General features: G+C 60.4%; 15 protein-coding genes. 3 read left to right on the forward strand and 12 right to left on the reverse strand.

Annotated features, from left to right (window positions below):
• Positions 1–17: 17 nt before the first annotated feature.
• The 8 genes from pheT to GS620_RS16265 all read right to left on the reverse strand — a co-directional run bounded on the left by pheT (position 18) and on the right by GS620_RS16265 (position 8,780).
• A complete protein-coding gene (gene pheT / locus GS620_RS16230) occupies positions 18–2,414 on the reverse strand; it encodes a phenylalanine--tRNA ligase subunit beta (RefSeq protein WP_171363525.1) in 2,397 nt (798 codons plus the stop codon).
• Positions 2,415–2,492: 78 nt separating this feature from the next.
• Positions 2,493–3,296, reverse strand: a complete 804-nt coding sequence (locus GS620_RS16235) for a PHB depolymerase family esterase (RefSeq protein ID WP_171616894.1) — start codon at positions 3,294–3,296, stop codon at positions 2,493–2,495.
• Between the two features lie 314 nt (positions 3,297–3,610).
• Positions 3,611–4,111 carry a hypothetical protein gene (locus GS620_RS16240; protein WP_171233169.1) on the reverse strand — a complete coding sequence of 167 codons (501 nt, stop codon included), beginning with the start codon at positions 4,109–4,111 and terminating at the stop codon, positions 3,611–3,613.
• Positions 4,108–5,181 (reverse strand): phenylalanine--tRNA ligase subunit alpha, encoded by a 1,074-nt coding sequence (gene pheS / locus GS620_RS16245; RefSeq protein ID WP_171233170.1) that lies wholly within the window; start codon positions 5,179–5,181, stop codon positions 4,108–4,110. The genes GS620_RS16240 and pheS overlap by 4 nt, the downstream gene beginning before the upstream one ends.
• A 70-nt stretch (positions 5,182–5,251) precedes the next feature.
• Positions 5,252–6,622, reverse strand: a complete 1,371-nt coding sequence (locus GS620_RS16250) for a glutamate--cysteine ligase (RefSeq protein WP_171616896.1) — start codon at positions 6,620–6,622, stop codon at positions 5,252–5,254.
• Between the two features lie 66 nt (positions 6,623–6,688).
• Positions 6,689–7,216 (reverse strand): hypothetical protein, encoded by a 528-nt coding sequence (locus GS620_RS16255; RefSeq protein ID WP_171616898.1) that lies wholly within the window; start codon positions 7,214–7,216, stop codon positions 6,689–6,691.
• Complete coding sequence (locus tag GS620_RS22310) at positions 7,213–8,058, reverse strand: GNAT family N-acetyltransferase (protein WP_171616900.1); 846 nt, start codon at positions 8,056–8,058, stop codon at positions 7,213–7,215. The genes GS620_RS16255 and GS620_RS22310 overlap by 4 nt, the downstream gene beginning before the upstream one ends.
• Entirely contained in the window at positions 8,055–8,780 is a 726-nt protein-coding gene (locus GS620_RS16265; RefSeq protein WP_171616902.1) for a 16S rRNA (uracil(1498)-N(3))-methyltransferase, read from the reverse strand. The genes GS620_RS22310 and GS620_RS16265 overlap by 4 nt, the downstream gene beginning before the upstream one ends.
• A 12-nt stretch (positions 8,781–8,792) precedes the next feature.
• On the opposite strand from GS620_RS16265, the gene ubiA reads away from it, so the two are divergent.
• The 3 genes from ubiA (at position 8,793) to GS620_RS16280 (ending at position 12,079) form a co-directional block, all read left to right on the forward strand.
• Positions 8,793–9,755 carry a 4-hydroxybenzoate octaprenyltransferase gene (gene ubiA / locus GS620_RS16270; RefSeq protein WP_171171284.1) on the forward strand — a complete coding sequence of 321 codons (963 nt, stop codon included), beginning with the start codon at positions 8,793–8,795 and terminating at the stop codon, positions 9,753–9,755.
• A gap of 64 nt (positions 9,756–9,819) precedes the next feature.
• Positions 9,820–11,757 (forward strand): OmpA family protein, encoded by a 1,938-nt coding sequence (locus GS620_RS16275; protein ID WP_171616904.1) that lies wholly within the window; start codon positions 9,820–9,822, stop codon positions 11,755–11,757.
• Between the two features lies 1 nt (position 11,758).
• Entirely contained in the window at positions 11,759–12,079 is a 321-nt protein-coding gene (locus tag GS620_RS16280) for a hypothetical protein (protein ID WP_171616906.1), read from the forward strand.
• A 21-nt stretch (positions 12,080–12,100) separates the two neighbouring features.
• Here GS620_RS16280 and GS620_RS16285 read toward each other — a convergent pair whose 3' ends face one another.
• The 4 genes from GS620_RS16285 to pgsA form a co-directional block, all read right to left on the reverse strand.
• Positions 12,101–13,309, reverse strand: coding sequence for a PLP-dependent aspartate aminotransferase family protein (locus GS620_RS16285; RefSeq protein ID WP_171616908.1), 1,209 nt, complete (start codon positions 13,307–13,309; stop codon positions 12,101–12,103).
• Between the two features lie 111 nt (positions 13,310–13,420).
• Positions 13,421–13,864 (reverse strand): molybdenum cofactor biosynthesis protein MoaE, encoded by a 444-nt coding sequence (locus GS620_RS16290; RefSeq protein WP_171119781.1) that lies wholly within the window; start codon positions 13,862–13,864, stop codon positions 13,421–13,423.
• 3 nt (positions 13,865–13,867) lie between these two features.
• Complete coding sequence (moaD, locus tag GS620_RS16295; RefSeq protein ID WP_171363514.1) at positions 13,868–14,113, reverse strand: molybdopterin converting factor subunit 1; 246 nt, start codon at positions 14,111–14,113, stop codon at positions 13,868–13,870.
• Positions 14,114–14,116: 3 nt separating this feature from the next.
• Positions 14,117–14,785, reverse strand: coding sequence for a CDP-diacylglycerol--glycerol-3-phosphate 3-phosphatidyltransferase (gene pgsA, locus GS620_RS16300; RefSeq protein ID WP_152456738.1), 669 nt, complete (start codon positions 14,783–14,785; stop codon positions 14,117–14,119).
• Positions 14,786–14,851 lie beyond the last annotated feature (66 nt).

The raw sequence follows: 14,851 nt of genomic DNA on the forward strand, positions 1-14,851 counted from the left end.
CCGGAGGCGGCCCTGCATCAGCCCCGCAGAACACCGCCGGTCGCCTTGGAGACTTTGGCGATGATCTTTTCGGCCACCGCTTCGATGTCCTTTTCCTTCAGCGTCTGCTCTGTTGGCTGCAAACGTACCGTTATGGCCAACGATTTTTTACCTTCACCCAGGCTGCCACCGATGAATTCGTCAAAGACACGCACATCTTCGATCAGCGCTTTGTCGGCACCTGCCGCCGCGTTCACCAATGTCAGCGCCTCGACGTTTTCATCAACGACAAAGGCAAAGTCACGTTCAACCGCTTGCAAGTCACGCAATTCCAATGCGGCACGTGTGGCACCGGACTTGCGGGGCAAGGGAACCTCGTCGGGCCAGATCGTAAAGGCCATTGCCGGACCCTTGATATCCATCGCCTGCAACACGCGCGGGTGCAGCTCACCAAAAACACCCAGCACCTTTTTTGGACCCAGACAGATCTTGCCGTGACGACCCGGATGCCACCAGGCATCGCCGTCGCGCAGAATCTGTACCTTGGCCGGTGCTCCGATCGCCGCAAGAACGGCCTCGGCATCCGCCTTGGCATCAAAGACATCCACCGGGCGCGAGGCCCCGTGCACATCCTTGGGGCCGTTGCGGCCAACCAGCAGGCCGGCGATCTGGGTTTTCTGGTCGCCGGGTTCGCCATCATGGAAAACAGGGCCGACCTCGAACAGGGCGGCGTCGGCATATCCGCGTGCCTGATTGCGCGCCGCGGCCTGCAACAAACCGGGCAGCAGATCCGGGCGCATGTGGCTCATCTCGGACGAGATCGGATTTTCAAGCATGGTCGCGTCATCCCCGCCACCGAACAAAGCAGCCGAAGCCTGATCGATGAACGTATAGGTGACGCATTCGTTGTAACCCAGCGCGGCGCAGGTGCGGCGCGCCATGGACTGGCGGCGCTGAGTCGGTGTCATCACCGGCTTGGGAATACCATCTGTGACACGCGGCAAGGGCTTACCCTGCAACTTGGTCAACGAGGCGATCCGTGCGACCTCTTCCACCAGATCGGCCTCACCCATGATATCGGGGCGCCAGCTTGGCACGTGGGCCATTTCGCCCTCCAGCCGGAAGCCCAGACGGGTCAGCGTCTGACGCTGCTCGCTTTCGGGAATGTCCATCCCGACCAGAGACTGCACCCGTTCGGCATCCAGCTTGTACGCACGCGCGTGGTTCGGCGCTTTGCCCGCCTCGACCACTTTGGACGCTTCGCCGCCGCAGATGTCCAGAATCAACTGGGTTGCGTGCTCGAGCCCTTCCAGCGTGTATTCAGGGTCCACGCCGCGTTCGAACCGGTACCGCGCGTCCGAATTGATTTTCAGCGCCCGACCCGTCAGCGCGATCTGCACATGATCCCAAAACGCGCTTTCCAGGAACACATTCACAGTATCCTCGGTGCAGCCGGTTTCCTGACCGCCCATGATGCCTGCGATGGATTCCGGGCCTTTGTCATCTGAAATGACCATCATGCCGGGCTGAAGAGTGTATTCCTTCTCGTCCAGCGCCACCAGGGTTTCACCGCCTTTGGCGCGATGAACGCGAAGGTTGCCCTGCACCTTGTCCGCGTCAAACACATGCAGCGGGCGGTTATGGTCAAAGGTCATATAGTTGGTGATATCCACCAGCGCCGAAATCGGACGCAGCCCGATCGCCTTCAACTGATCCTGCAACCACTGCGGGCTGGGGCCGTTCTTGACGCCCTTGATAAGGCGGCCCGTGAAATGCGGGCAGCCATCCAGCGTATCCTCGTCAATCGATACTTTGATCGGGCTTTCGAAATCACCGGGCACCGGCACGTAGTCGCGCTGTTTCAGAGTCCCGATCCCACGCGCCGCCAGATCACGCGCGATGCCTTCCACGCCCAGCGCATCGGGCCGGTTCGGAGTGATCGCGATCTCGATCACGGGATCGACTTTCGACGGGTCATTCTCGGCAAGCCAATCAACGAACCTGTCACCGACCTCGCCCGAGGGCAATTCGATGATGCCGTCATGTTCGTCCGACAATTCCAGCTCGCGCTCGGACGCCATCATGCCAAAGCTTTCGACGCCGCGGATCTTGCCGACGCTGATCGTCAGGTCCAGACCGGGGATATACATGCCCGGCTTGCAGACGACGACAGTAATCCCTTCGCGGGCGTTGGGCGCGCCGCAGATGATCTGCAACTCGCCTTCATCCGTGTCCACCTTGCAGACACGCAGCTTGTCGGCGTCAGGGTGTTTTTCCGCGTGTTTCACATAGCCCAGCGTAAAGTCCTTGAGCTTGTCAGCCGGGTTGATGACCTCTTCGACCTCAAGGCCAAGGTCGGTCAGCGCCTCAGTGATCTCATCAACCGACGCATCGGTGTCGAGGTGGTCTTTCAGCCAGGACAGAGTGAATTTCATTGCTCGGGGCCTTTTTTGGCAGATATCCAGTCGGCACAGGCAATGACAAAGAATGCGCCAAGGTGCAAGCGCTGCGGGTCACGGATAGGTGGGGGTGCGGCCCAAAAGCTCGTCCAATTGCCGCCCGATCCAGCCATGCGGGATGAAATGCCCGCCCGGATGGGTGTCCAGCACCACCTGCCCCTGCGCACAATCGGTCCATTCCACCCGGCTGAGCGTCAGGAACGGTCTCACGCTCCAATCCGCGCGCGGGGTGGCACCGTTGCAGTTGTATTTCTTTCGCCACAGCGCCACCGGATAGGTGGTATCGCCGCCCGGTCCAAAGGGAAAATCCATCACCGTATCGTCCAGCCCATGCACATGGCGCACCTCGCGCGGGGCTTCGGGGCAGGCTTCGGTTTGGCGGATGCTGCCCGCAACGGCCAGCAGGGCGGCGATGTCATTGCCCGACTGGCACACATAGCGCCAAGCCATCGCGCCACCATAGGAATAGCCCGAGACATAGATGCGTTTCGGATCAACCGGATAGCGCTTGGCGACGTCTTCCAGCACCGCATCGGCAAAGGGCACGTCGCCGGTCTCCGGGGTCCAGAAATCCCATCTCTTGCCCAGCCCGTTCGGGGCCACCAGCAACACGCCGCGCAGCTTGGTCGCGCCCGCGATGCGTTCGTGGTTCACCACAACGGTTCCCTGTCGCGCCCAGCCGTGGAAATGCAGCAATACCGGCAGAGCGCTTTGCCCATCCCAACCCTCGGGCTCCAACACATGATACGAGCGGTCGCCGACCTCACAGGCCGTATCGCCATGGCAATCCGACTTCCATGGTCCCATGGAGAAAGCGGGGCTTGCGGTCAGCAGAAGAAACAGCAGTCGATAGATCATGCGCCCGACCCTACCCAGCCTGAGCGCCAAGTCACGTCACAACCCTGTGGGAACCTGTAACAAGCCGCGCTGTCGCCCGTCTGTCAGGCTAGATCACAAGCCGCGCTGTCGCCAGACCGCAGGGTGGCGATCCTCGGGCTATGGTGGGCAATTTATGCCAGCCAAGTCCGTATGACATTCAAACGTAGCGCTGGCGGAGACAAATCGCCAGCCCGTGCGCGCGGTCTGGCGATCGCGCGGCGGCCTATCGGCCTTTGCTCCGCGCTTTCAAGTTATTCAGAAACAAATAATGAAAGGGCAATTCTGCTCTCTGTCTACTCGGTTACTTCCTCGCCACGCTTTTCTAGATAGCTTTCCACAGCGCCTTCGATGGCAACCTCATCAACAGATTTTCCACGAGAAGCTCCAATATAATCCAGAACGAACACAGTCAGAACGGCGGCTACTATTGGTAAAGCAACTGAAGAAAACAATTTATCGAGTTGACGGCCAAACCATCTAAGAACCCGCCTAGAAAGAGTATTTTGGCGATATTCCTGCAACCATACATGCCCTTTGTAAGTCAGGTGTATGTTCAAAGCACCGTTCTTCATGAACGCCCCAGTGATGAGATCCTCTGCACGCATCAGACGGAATAGGAACTCTCGTTCAGAAATCGACATCCCAAGTTTGTTTTGGGTTGTGTCTAGTCGAGGCTCCTCCGTTGGATAACGAGCGTTCCCACTCTCAGCAGCATCATCGAAAGAGGCTCCGGAATCATCCGAAGCCTCAATGTACTCCATAACGCGAAGAAACTTTTCCTCGTCCAGCTTCAACGCGACAAACCACCATGCAGGTTCGGCATATCCAGCGCCGCAAACCCGTAGTGCCTCAACCAGCGCAGGTCGCTGTCAAAGAACGCCCGCAGGTCCGGAATGCCGTATTTCAGCATCGCCAGACGGTCGATGCCGATGCCAAAGGCAAAGCCCTGATAGACCTCGGGATCAATCCCACCGGCGGCGATCACCTTGGGGTGGACCATGCCCGAGCCCAAAATCTCCATCCAGTCGTCGCCCTCACCGATCTTCAGCTGACCATTGTCCCACGAACAGCGGATATCGACCTCGGCCGATGGCTCGGTGAACGGGAAATGCGAGGCGCGGAAGCGCAGTTCGACGTCGTCGACCTCGAAGAACGCCTTCACGAACTCTTCCAGAACCCATTTCAGGTTCGCCATCGAGATGTCGGTGTCGATGGCCAGCCCTTCGACCTGATGGAACATCGGCGTGTGGGTCTGGTCATAGTCGGCGCGATACACACCGCCCGGACAGATCACGCGGATCGGCGCGCCCTGTTTCTCCATCGAGCGGATCTGCACCGGCGACGTATGGGTGCGCAGCACATGCGGCGGGCGGTTGTCGCCCTCGGCGCGGTGCATATAGAACGTGTCCATCTCGGCCCGCGCTGGGTGGTGGCCTGGGATGTTCAGCGCGTCGAAATTGTGCCAGTCGGTCTCGATCCGCGGCCCTTCGGCCACCGAAAAGCCCAGTTCGGCAAAGATCGCGGTCAGTTCCTCGGTCGCCTGGCTGACCGGGTGGATCGAGCCCTGACGGCGCGGGCGGGTTGGCAGGGTGACGTCCAGCCATTCGGTGCGCAGACGCTCATCCAGCGCAGCATCGGCCAAAGCGGCCTTTTTGGCGGACAGGGCCGAGTTAATCTCATCCTTCAGGGCATTCAGCGCTGGGCCTGCCACCTGGCGTTCCTCGGGCGTCATTTTACCCAACTCGCGCATCTTCAGCGCGACCTCGCCTTTTTTGCCCACGGCGGCGACACGGATCGCCTCAAGCGCGTTCTCGTCGCCTGCCTCGGCGATTTGGCCCAGATATTTTGCCTTAAGATCGTCCATGACGCCCTCTGAATTTGGTCGCCAACCTGCTATCGGGCCAGCCCCGCGAATGCAAGCGGGACCGGGCGGATCAATAGCTGTATTCGGGGAAAATCCGGGTCAGATCACCGTTCCAGTCGCCGTTGTAGTGTTCCAGCAACTCATCCGCAGGCACTTTCCCGCTTTGGATGCTGTCCTTGAGCGCGTTGAGGAAATGGGTCTCGTCCGGCACCAGGCCACCGGCACCGGGATAGGCGCGGGCTTTCAGGCCGGCCTCGGAGATCGCCACAACCTCATGCGCCAGATCGTGCATGTTGATGGTGCCGACTTTCGCTTGCAGACCGTCTTTGGCAGCCGCGACACGCAGCGCCTCGCGGGTCTCGGTGTCCCAGCCTTTGACCAGATCCCAGGCCGCGTCCAGGGCCGTTTGATCGTAAGTCAGGCCGACCCAGAAGGCGGGCAAGGCACACAGGCGCCGCCAAGGACCGCCATCGGCCCCGCGCATTTCCATGAATTTCTTGATCCGCGCCTCGGGGAAGGCGGTGGTCAGGTGGTCGGCCCAATCGCTGAGCGTGGGCGTTTCCCCCGGCAGCGCGGGCAGTTCGCCTTTCAGGAAGTCGCGGAAAGACATGCCCAGCGCATTGATGTACTGGCCGTCGCGATAAACGAAATACATCGGAACATCGAGCGCGTATTGCACGTAACGCTCGAACCCAAACCCGTCTTCGAACACGAAAGGCAGCATGCCCGTACGCGCATCGTCCAGATGCCGCCATATATAGCTGCGCCAGCTTTTCTGGCCATTTACCTTGCCTTCGAAAAAGGGCGAATTCGCAAACAACGCCGTTGCCACCGGCTGCAAGGCCAGCGCCACGCGCAGTTTCTGCACCATGTCGGCCTCTGACCCGAAATCGATATTGACCTGAACCGTGCAGGTCCGCCGCATCATGGCGCGGCCCATGGTGCCGACCTTTTCCATATAGTCGTTCATCAGCCGATACCGCCCCTTGGGCATCAGCGGCATTTCCTCATGTGTCCAGGTCGGTGCCGCGCCCAGACCGATGAAACCCACGCCGATCTCATCCGCGATGTCCTTTACCTCGCGCAGGTGGGTGTTCACCTCATCGCAGGTTTCGTGGATGGTCTCGAGCGGAGCTCCCGACAGCTCCAGCGCGCCGCCCGGCTCCAGGCTGACATTGGCGCCGTCCTTTTCCAGACCGATCAGATGACCCGCTTCACGGACTTCGGCCCAACCGTGCCGGTCACGCAGGCCCTCCAACACCGCCACGATGGATCGCGCACCTTCGAACGGCAACGGTTTCAGCGTGTCCTTGCAGTAGCCGAATTTCTCATGCTCGGTGCCCATGCGCCAGTCTGCCTTGGGCTTGCAGCCCGACTCCAGATATTCGGCCAATTGCTCGTGGCGTTCGATTGGTCCGCCGCCGGACTGTGGGATGGACATGAGACCCGTGCTCCGATCCTGATGTGTCTGTCTTTTGGCCAGTCGTGGGGGCAAACCGCGCCGGTGTCAATGCAGCCGAAGGTGTGGAGGGCGCGAGGGCGTACGCTCCCAAATCACGACCGGATGGGCCGATCCACCGTTCAGTTCGGCCAGCATATGCTCGGTTTTCAGGCCCGGAAGCGCCGAGAAGACATCGAACAGCGCCTCGGCCCCTTCCGCATTCACAGGAATGTGAAGCACCGCCTGACCCGGTTGTTCCAACACCCAATGCGCCGGCGTCGAGGTTGGATCGAGCGCCAGCCGCTCAATCTCGCGCGTGGCGATGATGCCGCCAACCAGTGGACCGAAATAGGTGATCTGACCTTCATCGACGGTCACGACACCCTGTCCGCCAGTGCCGGTTCTGAACCGCGCGCGCTGCACCCCGATCACCGCCAGGGCGATTGCGACAGCGACAAGCAGCCAACCGATCCACCCCAGCAGACCACCGGGCCCGTTGATCCAGCTGAGACCGAGGATCAGGACAAACCCGGCAACCAACACTTCGCGCCAGCGCCACAGGGCCAGTTTGGCCTCGGGTCGGATGAAACTCATGACAGCACCTTTTGTGGTGTTTGCAACAGGGCGATCCGATACCAGCCGATCTGCTGAAACCCCATCGCCTCATAGGCTCGCGCGGCAGGTCGATTGTTGGCGAACAGGATGGCCGTGTTCGCGCCCTCGGTCCTCGCCTTTTGCAGCACAGCCGTTGTGACCTTGCGCCCGAGCCCACGGTTTCTGTTCTCGCGCGGCACAAATACACCGCCGACCTGAACCTGATCCCGGACTGATGCATTGATGGCGGCCATGGCTACGGGGGCGTCGTCTTCCAGCATGACAATCGCCCTGCCTGATTGAATATCGGTGGTGATCCGTTCAGAGGCCATATCATGCGCCTCTTGCCCTTTGGCCTGGTCGGTATCCTCGAAGTAATCCGCAAACCAACGCGTCAGTAACGGGCGGTCTGCCTCGGACAGGGCACGAAATGGAATCGGTGCTTCTGGGATTTTGCCCAGATCCAGGCGGTACAGGGGTTCATCATGATGCAGGCGGTAACAGGCCTGTCCAAGCCCTAGCGCGTGCAATATCATCTCAACCTGTTGTGCAGCCCCTGTCATGCCCAGTACGGTCTGACCTGCGATCCGGCCCGCAAAGGCCTGAGCGGCCTCTGGCGAGCAATCGGGCAGTTGCGCCATCAGGTAACCCTTTTTGGTCAGGCCGAATACGCCTTGGATGCGATCCTTCCCCCAAATGAAGAACCGGGTGGAATGGTCATCGTCTCCAAATCCAATCCCGTGCGCCAACAGGTTGCTGCGCAGAAACATGGAAGTATCGGGATGTTTGGCCAAAAACGCCTCAATGGCCGGGGCATCAGACGGCGAGGCCTCTCGGATCACGTCCAATCCCCCAGCGCCTGCTGCCACATGGTCAGCGCAGCGACTGCCGCCGTGTCGGCCCGCAGGATACGCGGGCCAAGGCTGACAACATGCGCATAGGGCAACCCCGTCAGACGCGCGCGTTCCTTGTCGGAAAACCCTCCTTCAGGACCGATGAGAATCGCCCAGGGCCGTCCTTTTTCATTGGCGGCCAGTCGCAGGGCCGATCCAACCTCGGCTTCGTTGCAGAACATCAGTTGTCGATCTTCGGGCCATGCATCCAGCAGCCGATCCAACCGCTGCAAATCGGCAACCTCGGGCACGAAGGTTCCGCCGCACTGTTCGGCCGCCTCGACGGCATGGGCCTGCAACCGATCTTGTCGGATGCGTTCGGAATTGGTGAACTCGGTCTGCACCGGCATGATACGCGCCGCGCCCATTTCGGCGGCTTTTTCCACGATGAAATCGGTGCGGGCCTTTTTGATCGGTGCAAACAGGAACCACAGATCGGGCGGCAACTGCAACGGTTTCGTCTGCTCAAGGCAGGTCAGCGTCCCGCCGCGTTTTCCCGCCTCCGAGACTTCGGCCAACCACTCTCCGTCCTGTCCGTTGAACAGGGCGACCTGCCCTTTGACCGCAAGGCGCATGACACCAAACAGATAGTGCGCCTGGTCGCGCGTCAAAGGAACCGATTGCCCCTGACCCAAGGGCTGCTCTACATACAGTCTGATCTTCGCACTCATGAGACCCTACATATGCAAGGCAATGCCCCAACACCAGATGGTCAAGTCGCCGATGCCGTCAGCGGCAACTGGGTCGACACCCGTGCCCCGGCCTTTGCCCGCCCCTATCTGCGCCTCAGCCGCGCGGACCGACCCATCGGGACATGGCTGCTGCTGATTCCCTGTTGGTGGGGGCTGGCTCTGGCGATCCTGCATGATGGGCAGCCGCGTTGGGAAGATCTGTGGATCGCCATGGGATGCGCATTTGGGGCCTTCCTGATGCGGGGCGCCGGTTGCACGTGGAATGACATTACGGACCGGGAATTCGACGGGCAGGTCGAACGCACACGCTCGCGCCCGATTCCTTCGGGTCAGGTCAGTGTCCGGCAGGCCGCGGTCTGGATGGTCCTGCAATGCATTCTGGCGCTTGGCATCCTTCTCAGCTTCAATCAGGCGGCAATCGCAATGGGTGTTCTGTCCCTGCTGCCCGTGACGATCTATCCGTTTGCCAAACGGTTTACCTGGTGGCCTCAGGTGTTTCTGGGGCTGGCCTTCAACTGGGGCGCCCTTCTGGCCTGGGCGGCGCATAGCGGTTCCGTGGGATGGCCAGCGGTGACGCTTTATCTGTCTGGAATCGCGTGGACCCTGTTCTACGATACAATCTATGCGCATCAGGATGCCGAGGATGACGAACTGATCGGCATCAAATCTACTGCTCGTTTGTTCGGAGCTGATACAGCGCGGTGGCTGAAGTACTTTTTGGTGGCGACCGTGTCGCTGATGGGGCTGGCCATCGTCGATGCAGGGGTGCCGGATGCCTCGATGCTGGCATTGGGCGTTGCGCTCTGTGGGCCTTGGGCAATGGGCTGGCACATGATGTGGCAACTCCGCGCGCTGGACATCGAAGACAATGCCAGGCTGTTGCAATTGTTCAGGCTCAACCGCGACACTGGCTTGATTCCGCTGATCTTCCTCTGCGTCGCCCTGTTGCTCTGATTGCACCTGCTGAACGCGGCCTGTAAAGATCGGCCCAACCGCCTGAGGAGTGTCAAACCCAAACATGCGTCTGCCGTATTTTATCGTTGTTTCCCTGATCTTTCTTGTGTCAGCCGGGCTGTCGCTTTTGGCAGCCAGCTATGCCGTCACAAAGATCGAAGAAACATCGGAATTCGCCGTGCGCCGGGCGCTTGATCTCAAAGGACACGACTGGGCCGAGGTCGAGTCAGACGGCTTGCGCGTGGTCCTGACCGGGATTGCACCCGATGAGGCGACACGATTCAACGCACTGACCGCAGCCGGAACCGAGGTCGATGCGTCCCGTGTAATCGATGAAATGGAGGTCGAAGCGACCTCTGCCCTGGCGCCGCCGCGCTTTTCGGCGGAAATTCTGCGCAACGATCGCGGCATATCGATCATCGGCTTGATCCCCGCCAGCGAAGACAGAGATGACCTGATCAGAAGGCTGGGCAACCTCGACCCCAACATCGCGGTTTCGGACCTGATGGAAACCGCGGATTACCCCAAGCCCGATGGTTGGGATGCCGCGATATCATATGCCATCGAGGCGCTGGCGAGCCTGCCGCGTGCCAAAATTTCCGCAAACGCCGATTTGGTCAAAATCACCGCCATTGCGGACAGCCAACAGGAAAAACAACGTCTCGAACGCGATCTGACCCGCGCCGCGCCGCCCAGCCTGCGGATCGGGCTGGCGATCTCGGCGCCTCGTCCCGTCATAACGCCCTTTACGCTGCGTTTTCTGATCAACGAAGACGGTGGGCAATTTGACGCCTGTTCGGCACAGGATGCAAAAGCACGCGACCGGATCGTGACCGCTGCGCGCGATGCCGGCTTGTCGGGAACATATTCCTGCACCATCGGTCTGGGCGAGCCCTCGCCACGCTGGCCCGAAGCCGCCGAGAAGAGCATTCAGGCACTGGCCAGAATCGGCAAAGGCTCGGTCACGATGTCGGATGCGGACATCACCCTGGTTGCGGCGCAAGGCACGGATCCAGCCTTGTTCGACCGGGTTGTAGGTGAACTTGAAACAGCGTTGCCTCAGGTCTTTGCCCTGCATGCCGTGCTGCCGGAACCTGAAACCAGCGAACAGACCGGACCCGTCGAGTTCTCGGCGACCCGCAGCCCCGAAGGGCTTGTGCAACTGCGAGGGCGTCTGGGGGATGAAACGTTGCGGGACATGGTCGACAGCTATGCCCGCGCGGCCTTCGGCTCGGATCAGGTCTATACCGCGACCCGCATCGCGCCGGGGCTTCCGGCAGATTGGCCGGTGCGTGTTCTGGCCGGCCTCGAGGCGTTGGCCCAGCTTCACAACGGGGCCTTGACCGTAACACCAGGCTCGGTCGAACTGACCGGCCTCAGCCATGAAGAGGATGCCAAAGCCCGTATCGCAGGTCAGTTGTCGGACAAGCTGGGCGAAGGGCAGGAATTCACTCTGACGATCACCTATCAGCCTCCGCCAGAGCCCGAAGACGCGCTGCCCGATCCTGAAGTCTGCGAAGCGCAGATCGCCGAAATTCAATCCGTCAGCAAAATTGCGTTCGAACCCGGATCAGCGACGATCGCATCCGACTCGCGCGATACGGTGAACCAGATCGCCGACATCCTGCGTGACTGCGGGCCGATCCGGCTGGAGATCCAGGGCCATACGGACAGCCAGGGCCGCGAAGAGATGAACCAGCAGCTCAGCCAGGCACGGGCGCAATCGATTCTGAACGAGCTGCGCGGGCGGCGCATTCCCACCAGCAGCTACACTGCCGTTGGATACGGTGAAACACAGCCTATCGCGGACAACGACACCGAAGAAGGCCGCGAAGCAAACCGGCGGATCGAGTTCCGGCTGATTCGTCCCGAGCCGGTCGAAGCCTCCGAAACAGGCCTCGAAGCGCTCGAGGCTGAGGCCGAGGTTGGGGCTGAGGCCGACGCGCCTGAAACGGATCAGACCGAATCGACCGCACCAGACACGGACGCAGAGGACCAGTAAGTTGAACAGAACCGAATTCATCATCGCCACAGCCGTCATTCTGTTTGCGGCCTTCTGCATGGGCTGGTTTGCCAACTGGCTGGCACACCGCCTGTCCCGCGTCCGCCAAAGCGACGTTGCCGATCTGGATCGCATGAGCCAGGAACTGCACGAAGCGGAAGAAACCCGCGATCAGGCCATAACCTACCTTCAGCAACGTGAAGCCGAGTTGACCAATCAGCTGACCCAGACAGAGGCAGAGCTGGGCGCAGCCATGGACGGTCTGCGCGCCGCGCGGCAAGAGGCCGAGGAAATGCGCGGTCGGATCAACAACGCCGACTGAGAAACCGCCTTCCCGGACGGCTCACAGGACCTGCGCCAAATCTGCGATCAGGTCTTCGGGGTCTTCCAGACCAACCGACAGCCTAAACACGCCGTCGCCTGCGAAATCCCGGTAACTTGCCAATTGCGCCCCTTCCAATCGGAAGGACGATTGCATCAAAGCTTCGGTTCCCATCCAGAATATCAGACTGCGATGGTGGCCAAGCGACACGGCATAGTGAACGATCCGGAGTTTATCGATCATCTGCTGGGCCAGTGCCTCGCCTGTTGCGTGATCACCCACCTGAAAAGCGATCATGCCGGATGTGTTGCGCATCTGCTGTTGGGCCAGCTCATATTGGGGATGCGACTTCAGCCCCGGATAGATCACTCTGGTCACGCGCGCGTGTGTCTCAAGCCAATCGGCAACGACGGTGGCACCTGCCTGATGCGCTGTCATCCGCAGCGGCAGAGTGGCCATGCCCCGCGCGATCATCCACGCGTTGAAGGGGGACATGATGCTGCCGTGGTGGATCGCGGATTCGGTGCGGATTTTCGCGATCAGGTCCTTTCGCCCGGCCACCGCACCACCGATGGCATCACCGTGCCCGCCGATATACTTGGTCACCGAATGCATGATCAGATCAACGCCCAGCTCTTTGTTTGGCTGACCAAGCGGAGACGCAAAAGTCGCATCGCAGGACAGCAACGCCCCCGCGCTTTTGGCAATTGCTGAAACCGATGCTAGGTCGGTCAGTCGACCGATCGGGTTCACGGGTGTTTCCGTGTGGATGAGACGCGTGTTCGGCCTGATGGCTGCTGATACCGCCGAAAGATCGGACATGTTGACCGTGCTGACATGGATGCCCAGACGCGGCAGCGTGTCCCGCGCCAGCTCTGCCACGCCCGCGTAAGAGACGTCGGAAACGATCACATGATCCCCGGCAGACAGGAACGTCAGGAAGATAGCGGTGGCCGCCGCCATACCGGACGCCAGACACAGGCAATCTTCGGTGCCTTCCAACATGCTGATCTTGGCTTCCAGCGTCCTGACGTTGGGATTGGCCCAGCGCCCGTAAAGATAAGGGGCTTCTTCCTCCAGATCGTGGGCCGAAAACCCCGCCACCTGATCCGTGACGAATGTCGAAGACATATGCAGGGCCGGCGCAGACGCACCGCTGGTTGGGTCCGGGGCTTCGCCCGCATGGATTGCCCGTGTCGCTAGGCCCTTGTTTCTCAGCCCGTCATGCATGCCGCCATCCTCTTGATCCTCTTGCGCAGATTTAGCGCAGGCTCGTGAACCGGCGTCCAGAGAAGAATTGAAACCGCTCGGATTCCAGAACCCCGGGGTGGTCGCGCGACGCTACCAGCGGGTCAGAGCATCTTCGTCCTGATCTTTGGCCGCAACCCATTCGGCGCCGGAACGGGTAATTTCCTTTTTCCAGAATGGCGCGCGGGATTTCAGGTAATCCATCAGATACTCGGCCGCCTCGAACGCGTCCTTGCGATGCGGGGCCGCCGTGGCCACCATCATGATGCGATCCCCCGGAACCAAGCGTCCAAAACGGTGTATGACCAGCACGTCACCCAATGCCCAACGCGCCTGCGCCTCTTCGGCGATCTTGGTCAGGGCGCGTTCGGTCATACCGGGATAGTGCTCGATCTCCATCACATCCAGATCACCGCTCGCCAGGTCACGCACAACGCCGGTGAAAGTGACGATGGCGCCGTTGGAATCATCCCCGGCGGCAAAGGCATTGGCCTCGGCCCCCAGATCAAATGCCTCTTGCTGAACCGCGATCCGCATCGGTCAACCGCCCGTCATCGGCGGGAAAAACGCAACTTCCCGAACACCTGCCAGCGGAGCATCGAAATCCGACAGCTCCTGATCCAACGCAACGCGCAGCGCGGACAGATCGGCAAATGCCGCGGCATAGCGCTCTTCCCGAGCGCTCAGTTCAGTCACCAATTCGCTGACCGTGGCCGCTTGCGTTTCGACCTTTTCCTTTGGCAAGCCGATGCGTTCGCGCACCCAGGCGAAATACAGAACATCCATCGGTTAGCTCTCCTTCAGATGAGGCATGGCTTTACGTAGGTAGTCATAGCCGGTGATCAATGTAAGCGTTGCCGCAATCCACAACAGCCACAGCCCGACCTGACCCGCCCAATACATGCCATCGACATTCAGGCGCAGGTGGTTCACGTCGTCGACCTGACCCGCAATGATCTGCTCGACCAGCTCGGCATCCATGCCAAAACTCGCCATCACGGCATAGTGCTCGAAGATACCCTGCGAAAACAGAACCGCGATGGCGACCATCTGGGCCGTGGTCTTCCATTTGGCCAGTTTGGTGACTTTGAGCGTCCCGGCCACATCGCCCAGATATTCCCGCAGGCCCGAGACAAAAACTTCGCGAAACAGGATCACGGTTGCAGGAAGGACAAGCCACGGCGTCCAGTGCTCGGTCGAATAGCCCACAAGGATCATAAGCGCGATCACCACCATGGCCTTGTCGGCGATCGGATCCAGCATCGCTCCGATCTTGGTCTCCTGCTTCCATGCGCGGGCCAGATACCCATCGAACCAATCGGTAATCGCCGCCGACAGGAACAGGATCAGTGCAAACCAGTCCGCATAGGGACGGGTGAAATACAGAAACATGACTGCCAGCCCGGGCGCGGCCAGCAGGCGCAGGACGGTCAGGAGATTAGGCAAATTCCACTTCATGGCTTGGACCCTATATCGCCGGTCCGGGACAGAAAAGCCAATCAGACAAAAAACTGTATCATTCAA

The sequence above is a fragment of the Ruegeria sp. HKCCD6428 genome (assembly GCF_013110595.1).
GTDB lineage: Bacteria > Pseudomonadota > Alphaproteobacteria > Rhodobacterales > Rhodobacteraceae > Ruegeria.

What these genes read in the sequence shown, in the direction of transcription:
- moaD (WP_171363514.1), bottom strand. Translation starts at nt 14,113, where the DNA reads ATGGATGTTCTGTATTTCGCCTGGGTGCGCGAACGCATCGGCTTGCCA.
- GS620_RS16265 (WP_171616902.1), bottom strand. Translation starts at nt 8,780, where the DNA reads ATGAGTGCGAAGATCAGACTGTATGTAGAGCAGCCCTTGGGTCAGGGG.
- ubiA (WP_171171284.1), top strand. Translation starts at nt 8,793, where the DNA reads ATGCAAGGCAATGCCCCAACACCAGATGGTCAAGTCGCCGATGCCGTC.
- pgsA (WP_152456738.1), bottom strand. Translation starts at nt 14,785, where the DNA reads ATGAAGTGGAATTTGCCTAATCTCCTGACCGTCCTGCGCCTGCTGGCC.
- GS620_RS16235 (WP_171616894.1), bottom strand. Translation starts at nt 3,296, where the DNA reads ATGATCTATCGACTGCTGTTTCTTCTGCTGACCGCAAGCCCCGCTTTC.
- GS620_RS16275 (WP_171616904.1), top strand. Translation starts at nt 9,820, where the DNA reads ATGCGTCTGCCGTATTTTATCGTTGTTTCCCTGATCTTTCTTGTGTCA.
- GS620_RS16255 (WP_171616898.1), bottom strand. Translation starts at nt 7,216, where the DNA reads ATGAGTTTCATCCGACCCGAGGCCAAACTGGCCCTGTGGCGCTGGCGC.
- GS620_RS16250 (WP_171616896.1), bottom strand. Translation starts at nt 6,622, where the DNA reads ATGTCCATCCCACAGTCCGGCGGCGGACCAATCGAACGCCACGAGCAA.
- pheT (WP_171363525.1), bottom strand. Translation starts at nt 2,414, where the DNA reads ATGAAATTCACTCTGTCCTGGCTGAAAGACCACCTCGACACCGATGCG.
- GS620_RS16290 (WP_171119781.1), bottom strand. Translation starts at nt 13,864, where the DNA reads ATGCGGATCGCGGTTCAGCAAGAGGCATTTGATCTGGGGGCCGAGGCC.
- pheS (WP_171233170.1), bottom strand. Translation starts at nt 5,181, where the DNA reads ATGGACGATCTTAAGGCAAAATATCTGGGCCAAATCGCCGAGGCAGGC.
- GS620_RS16285 (WP_171616908.1), bottom strand. Translation starts at nt 13,309, where the DNA reads ATGCATGACGGGCTGAGAAACAAGGGCCTAGCGACACGGGCAATCCAT.